At 61.7% G+C, this 11,653-nt stretch carries 9 protein-coding genes; 5 read left to right on the top strand and 4 right to left on the bottom strand.

What is annotated here, in order from left to right; genetic code table 11:
* Window positions 1-32 precede the first annotated feature (32 nt).
* Window positions 33-1,952 carry an ATP-dependent zinc metalloprotease FtsH gene (gene ftsH, locus VOI22_RS03470; protein ID WP_323795190.1) on the top strand — a complete coding sequence of 640 codons (1,920 nt, stop codon included), beginning with the start codon at window positions 33-35 and terminating at the stop codon, window positions 1,950-1,952.
* 18 nt (window positions 1,953-1,970) lie between these two features.
* Window positions 1,971-4,730 (top strand): cation-transporting P-type ATPase, encoded by a 2,760-nt coding sequence (locus VOI22_RS03475; RefSeq protein ID WP_323795191.1) that lies wholly within the window; start codon window positions 1,971-1,973, stop codon window positions 4,728-4,730.
* A gap of 30 nt (window positions 4,731-4,760) precedes the next feature.
* Here VOI22_RS03475 and VOI22_RS03480 read toward each other — a convergent pair whose 3' ends face one another.
* Complete coding sequence (locus tag VOI22_RS03480; RefSeq protein ID WP_323795192.1) at window positions 4,761-5,732, bottom strand: diguanylate cyclase; 972 nt, start codon at window positions 5,730-5,732, stop codon at window positions 4,761-4,763.
* A gap of 326 nt (window positions 5,733-6,058) precedes the next feature.
* On the opposite strand from VOI22_RS03480, the gene VOI22_RS03485 reads away from it, so the two are divergent.
* Together VOI22_RS03485 and VOI22_RS03490 are read left to right on the top strand one after the other, a co-directional pair.
* Entirely contained in the window at window positions 6,059-6,778 is a 720-nt protein-coding gene (locus VOI22_RS03485) for an SDR family NAD(P)-dependent oxidoreductase (RefSeq protein ID WP_323795193.1), read from the top strand.
* A 246-nt stretch (window positions 6,779-7,024) separates the two neighbouring features.
* Complete coding sequence (locus tag VOI22_RS03490; protein ID WP_323795194.1) at window positions 7,025-7,795, top strand: DUF1223 domain-containing protein; 771 nt, start codon at window positions 7,025-7,027, stop codon at window positions 7,793-7,795.
* 79 nt (window positions 7,796-7,874) lie between these two features.
* Here VOI22_RS03490 and VOI22_RS03495 read toward each other — a convergent pair whose 3' ends face one another.
* Window positions 7,875-8,375 carry a YbaK/EbsC family protein gene (locus VOI22_RS03495; protein WP_323795195.1) on the bottom strand — a complete coding sequence of 167 codons (501 nt, stop codon included), beginning with the start codon at window positions 8,373-8,375 and terminating at the stop codon, window positions 7,875-7,877.
* A gap of 99 nt (window positions 8,376-8,474) precedes the next feature.
* Between VOI22_RS03495 and VOI22_RS03500 the strand changes: the two genes are divergently transcribed.
* Complete coding sequence (locus VOI22_RS03500) at window positions 8,475-9,068, top strand: HupE/UreJ family protein (RefSeq protein WP_323795196.1); 594 nt, start codon at window positions 8,475-8,477, stop codon at window positions 9,066-9,068.
* Window positions 9,069-9,134: 66 nt separating this feature from the next.
* Here VOI22_RS03500 and VOI22_RS03505 read toward each other — a convergent pair whose 3' ends face one another.
* Both VOI22_RS03505 and VOI22_RS03510 read right to left on the bottom strand, forming a co-directional pair.
* Complete coding sequence (locus VOI22_RS03505) at window positions 9,135-10,160, bottom strand: NAD(P)-dependent alcohol dehydrogenase (RefSeq protein ID WP_323795197.1); 1,026 nt, start codon at window positions 10,158-10,160, stop codon at window positions 9,135-9,137.
* 32 nt (window positions 10,161-10,192) lie between these two features.
* Window positions 10,193-11,587 carry an FAD-binding oxidoreductase gene (locus VOI22_RS03510; protein ID WP_323795198.1) on the bottom strand — a complete coding sequence of 465 codons (1,395 nt, stop codon included), beginning with the start codon at window positions 11,585-11,587 and terminating at the stop codon, window positions 10,193-10,195.
* Between the last annotated feature and the right edge of the window lie 66 nt (window positions 11,588-11,653).

The following is an 11,653-nucleotide window of genomic DNA, read 5'->3' on the forward strand; positions in this document are numbered from 1 at the left end:
CTGCCGACTAAAGCAAAATGCAGGGTGACGGGATGGACGAAAAGCCGAAAGACTGGAAGCCGCATATCGTCCAATGGGTGATCATGGCGCTCGCGGTTGTCGCCATCCTCTCTCTTTCCCGCCTCCTTCCCGGGACCGATTCCCACCCCGTGCGGAGCTACACGGACTTTAAGGCCATGGTCGCCGGAGGTCAGGTAGCGAGCGTGATGTTCCGGGGGGAGCGGATAGAAGGCCTTCTGCATACCGCTGCGTCGGGTCCGAGCGGCACGACGACTGCTTTCGTCTCCTACGTCCCGCCGACGGGCGATCCCGCGTTGCTCGATGCACTCCAGAACGCCGGCGTCGAGGTTCAGTCCCGCCCCGCCGACGAAGCCTCTTGGCTCGTCAGCCTGCTGCCATGGCTGCTGATCGGAGCGTTCTGGTTCTTCATGTATTCGCGCATGTCGGGGATGATGACCGGCGGCTTTGGCGGCCGGGGAGGAGCAGGGGATTTCCTGCGAGGCCGGATGAAGTCCGTGACAAAGGCCGAGACGCCGAAGATCCGCTTCGCCGATGTCGCAGGCCAGGAGAATGCCAAGGCCGAGGTCTCAGAATTGCTGGAATTCCTGCGTGACGCGGAGCGCTATCAGCGGCTTGGCGCGGAAGTGCCGCACGGCATTCTGCTACAGGGACCACCGGGCACCGGCAAGACCATGCTGGCCCGGGCGTTGGCGGGGGAGGCGGGAGTGCCGTTCTTCCATATGTCAGCCTCCGAGTTTATCGAGATGTTTGTCGGTGTCGGCGCCTCGCGCGTCCGCACCCTGTTCGACGAGGCCAAGAAAGCGGCTCCGGCTATAATCTTTATTGACGAGCTCGACAGTGTCGGCCGGGTGCGTGGCGCCGGTCTCGGTGGCGGGCATGACGAGCGCGAGCAGACACTGAACCAGATTCTTGCGGAAATGGACGGCTTCGAGGGTCATGAGGCTGTAGTCGTTCTGGCCGCTACCAACCGGCCCGACGTGCTCGATCCTGCGCTGCTGCGGCCCGGCCGCTTTGACCGGCACGTGACGCTGGAACTCCCCGACCTGAAGGGCCGTGAGGCGATCCTGAAAGTGCATTGCCGCAATGTGCCGCTTGCCGAAAGTGTCGATCTGCATCTGGTCGCAACCGGAACGCCGGGCTTTTCCGGCGCCGACCTGAAAAATCTGGTCAACGAGGCTGCGATGGCGGCGGCGCGGGAGAGCTTGCTCAAGGTCGAGCCCCGGCATTTCGACGAGATGCGTGACCGCATCATCATGGGTGCTGTTCGTACGCTGGCCATCCATCCGGAGGAGCGGCACCGGCTTGCGGTACATGAGTCAGGGCATACCGCCGTCGCCTATTTCCTGCCCGGCGCAGACCCGCTGCACAAGGTGACGATCATCCCGCGCGGACGTGCCTTGGGCGGTACCCATCAGCTGCCCGAGATCGAACGCCATACTCTCACGGAGGAATATCTGAATGACCGGCTGATGGTCATCCTCGGTGGCAGAGCGGCGGAGCAGGTCTTTCTTGGATCCGTTAGTTCGGGCGCCGATGAGGACATCCGCATGGCGACCCAGATCGCCCGCTCCATGGTCGGGCGCTGGGGTATGTCAGAGGAAGTCGGCCCGGTCGATGTGCGGGAGAGCGAGTCCCATCCCTTCCTCGGTCGCGAGATGGCGCAGCCAAGGCACTTTTCGGAGGCAACTGCGGCCGCAGCGGATGTTGCCGTCCGCCGTTATCTTGTTGCGGCGGAAGAGCGCGCGGTGAATCTTCTCAAGGAGAACGAGCCTAAGGTCACGCGTTTGATTACGGATCTGGAAGAACGGGAAACCCTCGACCGGAACGAGATCGCAGTCTGTCTCGGGCCGAAGGAAGTCGCGGGCTCGGCCAAGGACGGGAAGAAATCAAAGGGGGCATCCCGGACAGGCGATATCCAGGGTGGCCACTAAAAACCGGGTACCAGTGTAATGGCACTTGTCGCGCGGGCACGGCGCGAGCCGACCAACAAAAAGCCAAACCTGTCGGCCATCGAGACACCGCACAGCCTGACGCCGGAGCAGGTGCTCCAAGGATACAACGTCGCCTCCGATATCGGGTTGAGCGATGCGGATGTCGGGCGTCGGCGCCAGAGCGCCGGGCCAAACCGGTTGCGTGCGGCCAAGCGTAAAAACTTATGGACCATCCTCGCCGCCCAGTTCCGCAGCGTCGTTGTCTATCTTCTGATCGCCGCTGCAGCACTTTCAGTCTTCCTTGGGCAATGGGCCGAGGGAAGCGCCATCCTGGCGGTTCTCTTCATCAATTCGACGATCGGGTTCGTTACCGAATTTAGGGCGGTCCGCTCCATGGAAGCGCTGCGCCGCCTGGCTAAAGTCCAGGCAACGCTGCGCCGCGAGGGCCAGACCATAACGGTTCCGGCCGAGGACATCGTGCCCGGAGACCTCGTTGTTCTGGAGGCGGGCGATGTCATCCCGGCAGATCTCAGACTGGTTGAAAACACCGGATTGCATCTCGATGAATCGGCCCTGACCGGCGAGTCCGTGCCGGTCGTCAAAAATATTGAAGCGGTGCCATCCGACGCGGAGGTCGCTGACCGCAGCTGTATGGCGTTCAAGGGGACTGCTGTCACCAGCGGCAATGGCCTTGGCGTAACCGTCGCAACGGGCATGGCCACGGAACTCGGTCAGATCGCTGCACTCGCGGACGAGGCTGAGGGAGAGATGTCTCCGCTGGAGAAGCGCCTCGACCGGTTGGGCGGGCAACTGGTGATTGTCACCCTGGGGCTGACGGTACTCATAGCCATAACGGGTCTCTATGCCGGGCAGGATCTGGTGCCGATGATCCATACGGCCATCGCCCTGGCGGTCGCCGCTGTTCCCGAGGGTCTTCCTATCGTTGCCACGGTGGCACTGGCCCGCGGCATGTGGCGGATGGCCCGGCGAAACGCGCTGATAAAGGACCTGTCGGCGGTGGAGACGCTCGGCGCGACGACGATCATCCTGACGGACAAGACGGGAACATTGACCGAGAACCGGATGACGGTCGTCCGGTTGCAACTGGAAGAGGGCGTGTTCGATGTCTCGTCAGGCGACGACGGCGCGCCGCCGTCGATAAGCTCGCAAGGTGCCCGGGTCGATATCCAACCCGGGCAACCAATCCACATGGCGCTGCGCGTCGGTGTTCTCTGCGGTAACGCGGAGCTTTCGGAAACCGAGAACGGCGCGCCGGGTGTCGGCGATCCGATGGAGACGGCCCTGCTTGTCGCCGGCCGCGCTGCCGACCTCGACCGGAACGAACTGCTGTCCCTGATGCCGGAAGTGCATGAGGAGCCTTTTGCGACGGAAACCAGGATGATGGCCACGACCCATGCAACGGGTGACGGCTTCCTGGTTGCGGTTAAGGGCGCGCCCGAGACGGTTATCGAGCACTGCACTCATGTTTTGACGAACGCCGGTCCGGTCGCGATGGACGCGGACAGCCGGAAGGCTTGGAACCAGCGCAACGAGGTGATGACCGGCGACGGGTTGCGCGTTCTGGCTCTTGCCATGAAATCCGCCGAAGCCGCCGACGAAGCACCCTATCGGGAGCTGACGCTGATTGGCCTTGTCGGTTTGCTCGACCCGCCCCGTGCTGACGTTGCGGATGCGATCGCCGCATGCCACTCCGCTGGCGTGCGTGTCGCGATGCTGACCGGAGATCATATCGGTACGGCGAAGGCGGTTGCCGCTCAGGTCGGGCTTGCCGATGAAGCTGCCGCAGCCATGGGGCCGGATGAGCTTGAAAGCCTTGATGGCGGTACGAAGGATGATCACGCGCGACTTCTGGCCACGTCGATCTTCGCCCGGGTTAGTCCGAAGAAGAAACTTGAGCTGGTCTCGCTCTATCAGCAGAGCGGCGCGGTTGTGGCGATGACTGGAGACGGCGTGAACGACGCTCCCGCTCTGAAAAAAGCGGATATCGGGATCGCCATGGGGCGTCGCGGGACCGACGTTGCCCGGGAAGCCGCGGATATGGTGCTGACGGATGACGCTTTTCCGTCGATCGTCGAGGCGATGCGGCACGGCCGGATAATTTTCTCCAATATCCGCAAGTTCGTCATTTATCTGATGTCCTGCAATCTGAGCGAGATATTGGTCATCGGTGTGGCGACTCTCTGCGGCTTGCCGCTCCCGCTTCTGCCGCTGCAGATTCTCTATCTGAACCTCGTTACGGACGTGTTTCCGGCCTTCGCGCTCGGGGTTGGCAACGGCGGGTCGGATATCATGCGCCGACCACCGCGCGATCCGAAGGAGGCTATCCTGGACGGTCGCCGATGGCTCTCGGTCGCGCTGTTCGGTGCCCTGATTACAGTCGCCACGCTTGGCGCTTTCATTGTTGCACTCCAGAGCCTCGATTATGCGCCAGAGGACGCGGTGACCATCGCTTTCCTGACGTTGGCTTTCGCCCAGCTATGGCATGTCTTCAACATGCGGGGGCGTGGTACAGGGCTGATCCAGAATGAGGTTACGGCCAACCCGTATATCTGGGGGGCGCTGATACTGTGCACGGGATTGATTCTCGGAGCTGTTTTCCTGCCAGTCTTGTCGTCGGTGATCGGACTTCAGCCTCCAGGGGCGGAAGGTTGGGTGTTGAGCCTCGGTGCCAGCCTGATTCCAGTCTTGGTCGGGCAGGGTGCCCGCGTGGTCATGGGGGCTTTTCGAGGTGCCGGCGACAGAACGTCTCATTCGTGAGCTGGCGCTAACCCCTTTTTCGTCACCTTTTCAGGAGGCGTCGGGACGCTCAGGCGCCTGAGAGGGACCGCCATGGTCTGTATGGACGGAAACCTTTACGCGGTTTCGTCCGTCTCGCTTTGCCTCATAAAGCGCTTCGTCAGCCCGTTTGATCTGCTCGTTTATATCGATACCGGGACCGGTAGCATGGCTAGCGCCGACGCTGACCGTAAGTTCCACAATGCTGGCATCCGGCAAAACGAAGGATTGGGATTCAATTTTGCGGCGAGCCCGCTCCGCAACGATTATGGCGCCCTCCAGATCTGTATTCGGAAGAAGGGCAATGAATTCCTCGCCCCCCCATCTGCAAAAACTGTCGATGGAGCGAAGTGTACTGCTTGTCAGTTCAGCGAACTCGCGCAGTACATGATCTCCCGCATCGTGCCCATATCGGTCGTTCAGGGATTTGAAGCGGTCCAGGTCGAAAAACAAGCAAGCCAGACTCATGTAATGGCGGTTGGCGCGCTCACATTCCTTGACTGCAATTTCCATAAAGCTTCTGCGGTTCAGATGTCCCGTTAAAGGGTCAATCCTCGCCATTTCCGTCAGGTCGTCGACCAGATCAATGCGCCTGCTGACATCCCGGCAGATAGCTGCGAATACATAGCTGCTTCCGTTTTGTACGCGCACGATACTGGCGCCGAGCTTGATTTCGTGGCCGTCTAGATGGAGGCCGACGATATAACTTTCCCGGTCCCCCATAAACCGCGAATCCTGACCGGTATTGACGAAGTTTTCGATGTCGATGTTGTGCCTGGTATGGAAACGGGAGGGAATCAGCACATTAAGATCTTTGCCTAAGATCTCTTTTGACTGATAGCCAAACATGTTTTCGGCAGATTGGTTAATATAAATGATTTGTTTTTGTTCATCTATCGCGATGATTGCATCTGCCGTCTTACCAATGATGTCGCGGTAAAAGGTCTCATCAACTTTTGTGTGCTTTTTGTTTTCTTTTGTCATGAGGAATATATGCCCTTCTCCGCACTATAGGCTCTGTCTTTAATTTATACTGTATGTGGCGAAGAGGAAGGACAGCAATTTTTCAGGCTTTCCTGTGTGTATTTCTGCGCAGCGGCTCTCGCTCAGACATTGATAGGGCCTCAGCTCTCGTAAGGATAATTTGCGGCTGACGATCCGGAGCGACCTTGCGTAATCCTCACGCGTATTTGGGATGGGCTGAAGCAGTGGGAGTGGGAGATGCGAGAAGCGGGACGAAGGCAGCGTGGAATGCTATGTGAGGAAATGTCATTCGGTGCCGAATTGCCTTACTGCTGAGGGAGATCATCATGAAAAAAGCCATCGTCACAGGACATAGCAAAGGGCTCGGCGCGGGGATTACCGCGGCGCTGCTGGCGGAAGGGTACAATGTGCTTGGCCTTTCCCGCTCCGCTTTGCCCGGCTTTGAGGCGGGTCTGGAGCAGGTTGCGCTCGATCTCGGGGATGCAGACGCGCTTGCCGCCTGGCTGGATGGCGGGGAGCTGGAAAGCTTCTTGAAGGGAGCGGAAAGTGCGCTGCTGATCAACAATGCGGGGATCGTTGAGCCGATTGCGCCACTAGGCCGGCAGGGTGCTGTTGCAATCGCCCGGGCCGTCACCGTGAATATCAGCGCGGCTCTGGTCCTTGCGGACGCATTCGCGGCGGCGAGCACTCATCTTTCCGACCGGCGGCTGGCACATATCTCCAGCGGCGCCGGACGACACGCCTATACCGGCTGGAGCGTCTACTGCGCGACCAAGGCGGCGCTCGACCAACATGCGAACGGGGTGCGTGAGGATGCGCTGCCGGGGATGAAGATCGAGAGCCTCGCGCCTGGCGTGCTCGATACCGGTATGCAGTCGACGATCCGGGGGAGCTCGGAAGAGGATTTCGCGCTGCGTGCCCAGTTTGTCGAATTGAAGGAAACCGGCGCGCTGGCCGACCCGGCCGCTGTCGGGGCCAAAATAGTTGCGCACATGATCGGCGAAAAGTTCGGTGCGGAGACCGTCACCGATATCAGGTCTGTCTAGAAGAGCAGCACAACCGGGTCTCAGGGCTGGCGGGCCGTTCAAAGTGTGATGGCCTGCCAAGTTTGCCCCATCCGCCGTTAGTGCCGGTTTTGGGAAGGCGGATTTTCACATCTTTCCATTGTCGGCGTTGGCACGCAGACTCCGGTGGCGTTCAATTTCAGCCTCTGAACCCTGAACGGGCCGGTCACTCGCCCGTGACGGGTGTTGATTCGAGCCGGGCTGAAAGAGCGCATATCGTCATCTCCCATGATGACCACGCGACGCACCCTCCTTGGCGGCATCGCCGCCGCTGGCGCCCTCGGCTTTGCGGCCCTGGCGCGTCCCACCCGGCCCGTGATGGCGGCAACCCGCCGGTCCGGCCCGATCGTCCTTGAGCTTTTCACCAGTCAGGGCTGCTCCTCCTGCCCGCCGGCGGATGAACTGCTCGGCGAGCTGGCGAAAGCGCCGGACGTGATCGCGCTCGCCTACCATGTCGATTACTGGAACTATATTGGCTGGGAGGACCCGTTCTCCTCCAAGGAGATGAGCGACCGGCAGCGGCGCTATGCCCATGCCATGAAGCTCCGCACGATCTACACGCCGCAGCTCGTGATCGACGGGGAGGCGGACCTCGTTGGCTCCCGGCGCTCCATCGTGCTGCAGGAACTGGATCGGCGCCGGGCCCAGCGCGGCGGACCCGGTCTCGCCGTTACGCTCAACCGGAACGGCGAGGATTTCGAACTGCTGCTGGATGCGGAGCAGGGCGGGGATTATGCGGGCACCGAGCTGTTCCTTGTCGGCAGCGATGACCGCCATGTGACCGAAGTCCCGCGCGGGGAGAACCGAGGTCGCACGCTGGAGGATTTCGCCGTGGTCCGGTTCTATCGGTCGCTCGGAACCTGGGACGGCAAGGCGGATATACTCCGTATTCCGGGCAACGCCGCCAGCATGCCGACGGACCGACTGTCGGTCCTCGTGCAGGCACCGGGAAATGGACCGATCCATGGTGCGGGGGCGCTGGACTTGCGGTCAGCCTGACACGGGAGTTACGCGGACAGGAGGCTTTCGAAGGGAAACAGCGAGAGTAATTGGACACCGGTTTCGCGGGAATGACGATCTAAGACGACAGAGCGATGGGATTGGCCAGCCCCTCGACGACTTCCGCCATCGGCTGATCCGTCAGCAACCTCGGATCGACGATCAGTTTCGAGGATCTGTTTCCGCCGCCAAGGATGATCTCTTTCCGGGCCATCACGTCCGCATCAATCCAGAGCGGGAGGTCCGCCGGAAGTCCCAGTGCCGTGACGCCGCCGATTTCCTGACCGGTCAGATCTTTCGTCTCCTCCGCACTGGCGAATGACACCTTCCGCGCTTCCAGCTTCTTCCGCACCACCTTGTTCACGTCCAGCCGATGCGTCGCCAGCACCACGCAGGCGGCATATTTCAGATCGCCCGTCTTGGAGCGGACAAGAATCGTGTTGGCCGAATCTTCCGGTGCCTTGCCATACCGTTCGCAAAAGACGGCCGTGTCGGCGAGGTCGGGATCGCACTCCATTACCTCATAAGCGTAAGGGGAGGCTTCGAGAATGGCGCGGATTTCGGGCAGGGTATCAGACATTGCGGAGGGGCCTCTTGGCTTCGTTAACCTTGTGTGCAAGCGTTGGACTGCGTGACCCATTCCGGGACGCATGATCGACTTCATCAAAGGATCACAGACATGATTAAAGCCATTTCCCTTGGCGCTGCAATTCTTGTGGCCAGCGCATCTCCCTCCCTGGCCCATCTTAATCCGGCAGGGCATGGCTCGTTCTCGGCGGGGCTGTCCCACCCGATGGTCGGAGCGGATCATATCCTGGCGATGGTCGCGGTCGGGATCTGGGCTTTCCAGATGGGCGGCCGGGCACTGGTTGGCGTGCCGCTGGCCTTCGTCGGCTGCATGGCGCTGGGGTTTGTGCTTGCACTGTCGGGCGTCGCCCTGCCGTTGGTGGAGCCTGCGATCCTTGCCTCCGTCGTTGCGCTCGGCCTGCTGGTCGCCTGCGCGGTGAAGCTTCCGGTCACGGTCGGTGCCGTTATCGTTGGTGCCTTCGCACTGTTCCACGGATACGCCCATGGCGGTGATATTGGCGGCGCGACGGCGCTTGCCTATGGTGCCGGCTTTGTTGCCGCGACCGCGCTGCTGCATATTGCTGGGCTTGGTGCCGGTTTGATGGCGGAAAAGCTGTTCTCGGAGCGCGCCGCTCTGGCGACCGCCGTTATGCGCGGCGCCGGTGGCCTGACAGCCGCCGCCGGTCTCGGGCTGATGATGGCCTGACCGTCTACCGACCAAAACAAAAGGCCGCCTTCTATTCGGGAGGCGGTCTTTCTCGGCGGTCCGGCGTCAGAGGGTGACGACGATCTTGCCGATATGCCCGGCCTGTTTCATGTGCTGGAAGGCATCGGCGGCTTTTTCGATCGGGAACGTGCTGTCGATCACCGGCTTGATGCCGTGCAGGTCCATCGCCCGGGCGAGATCGCGCAGCCCGGCCTGAGAGCCGACCACGACGCCTTCCATCCGCACATTCGGGCCGATGAGCTGCAACACGTTCAACGGCACTTCCGCGCCACCGACGAAACCGATCACGCCGATAAAGCCGCCGAAGGCAACGGCAGCGAAGGATTGGGCAAGGGTGCTGCCGGTGGTCTCGACGACGATGTCGACGCCGTGCCCGCCGGTTACGTCCTTCACCGCGGCGCCCCATTCCGGCGTCTCGCGGTAATTGACCACATGATCGGCGCCGAGCTTCTTCAGCATGGCCGCCTTCTTGGCGGTTGAGGTGAGGGCAACGACTTCCGCACCGGCCGCCTTGGCGAGTTGCAGGGCGAAGAGGGCGACGCCACCGGTGCCTTCCACAAGCACCCGATCACCGCTTTTCAGGCCGCCCTGCTGCAGGCAGGTCCAGGCTGTCAGGGCCGCAATCGGCAGTGTTGCGGCCTCGGCATCGCTGAGATTTGCCGGAGCCGGGATCACCTCGTCGGCCGGGACCGCGATATATTCCCGGAGCACGCCGGGGAGCGGGCCGCCGAGGGTCTGCTTCGTACGCTGCTGCTGGGTCACCTTGCCGTCACGCCAGCCCTGGATGTAACAGGGCACAACCCGGTCGCCTTCCTTGAACAGACTGACGTCCTCACCCACAGCGACCACGGTGCCGCAGCAATCAGAGCAGGGCACATAGGGCATCGGCAGGGTCGGCATGTAGGTGCCGCCGAGCACCGCCAGATCGCGGTAGTTCAGAGTGACGGCATTCACCCGGATCAGGATCTCGCCGCGTCGGGGAGCGGGGATCGGGCGCTCCACGAGGCTCAGGCTGTCGATGGAGAAGGCCGAAGCCTCAATGGCTTTCATGGTGCCGGTCGGTTGGGGCATGTCTGTCTCGCTGTCTGGGACGTGGTTGAGGCTCAGGCGGGCAGAACCTTGCCGGGATTCATGATGTTCTGCGGGTCCAGCGCCTGCTTGATCGCCCTCATGGCGTTGAGGGCCAACCCGTGTTCGGCTTCCATGTAGCGCATCTTGCCCTGGCCGATGCCGTGCTCGCCGGTACAGGTGCCGTCCATCTCCAGCGCCCGGAACACCATACGCTCGTTATGGCCCTTGGCGGCGGCGACCTCATTGGCATTGTTCGGGTCGATGCAGTAGCCGACATGGAAATTGCCGTCGCCGACATGGCCGACGATGCCGGCGGTCAGGCCGTTTTCGGTCAGGTCCTTCTGGGCCGCCAGGATGGCTTCCGCCAGCCGCGAGATCGGCACGCAGATATCGGTCGCCATCACCTCGCAGTTAGGGCGCATGGATTTGATGGCGTAATGCACATTGTGCCGGGCTTCCCAGAGCTTGTTCCGGTCCTCTGCCTTCTCCGCCCACTGGAAAGCACTGCCGCCGAATTCGGTGGCGATCCCTTCGACCATCTCGGCCTGTTCCTTTACGGCGGTCTCGCTGCCGTGGAACTCGAAGAACAGGGTCGGCTTCTTCTCATAGCCCTCGAGCTTGGAGAACCGGATGCAGGCTTCCATCTGATCGTCATTCAGCAACTCGATGCGGGCCATCGGCACGCCGGACTGGATGGTCAGGATCACCGTACTGACGGCACTCTCCAGATCGTCGAACTGACAGACGGCGGCGGAGGTTGCTTCTGGAATGCCATAGAGCTTGAGCGCGACTTCGGTGATCACGCCGAGCGTGCCTTCGGAGCCGACAAACAACCGTGTCAGGTCGTATCCGGCGGATGATTTCCGGGCTCGGCGGGCGGTGCGGATGATTTCGCCGTTCGCCGTCACCACGGTTAGGGAGAGCACGTTCTCGCGCATGGTGCCGTAGCGCACGGCGTTGGTGCCGGAAGCGCGGGTCGCCGCCATGCCGCCGATCGAGGCATCGGCGCCGGGATCGATCGGGAAGAACAGACCCTGGTCGCGCAAATGGGTGTTGAGCTGCTTGCGGGTGACGCCGGCCTGTACCAGACAATCCAGGTCCTCGGCGTTGACTTCAAGGACCGCATTCATGTTCGAGAGATCGATGCAGATGCCGCCCATGACCGCGCCGATATGGCCTTCGAGGGAAGTGCCGGTGCCGAAAGGAATGACCGGAACGCCATGCTCGGCGCAGAGCTTCACCACTTCCGCGACCTCTTCGGTGCTGTTGGCGAAGACCACACCCTCCGGGGGCAGGGACTTGTGATAGCTCTCGTCCTGGCCATGCCGGTCAAGGACGGCTGGAGCTGTTGAGAACCGGTCTGCAAACCGGTCTTTCAGAATATCCAGAACCGGTGCAACTCCGGGCCGGCTTTCGCGCGCCTGCATAAGCGTCACTCCCTTGATTTTTGCGGTACACACTAGTCAGAGGCCTCACGCTGCTCAATCGCCGAA

The organism is Nisaea sp., from assembly GCF_034670185.1.
In the GTDB taxonomy this organism is placed as follows: domain Bacteria; phylum Pseudomonadota; class Alphaproteobacteria; order Thalassobaculales; family Thalassobaculaceae; genus Nisaea.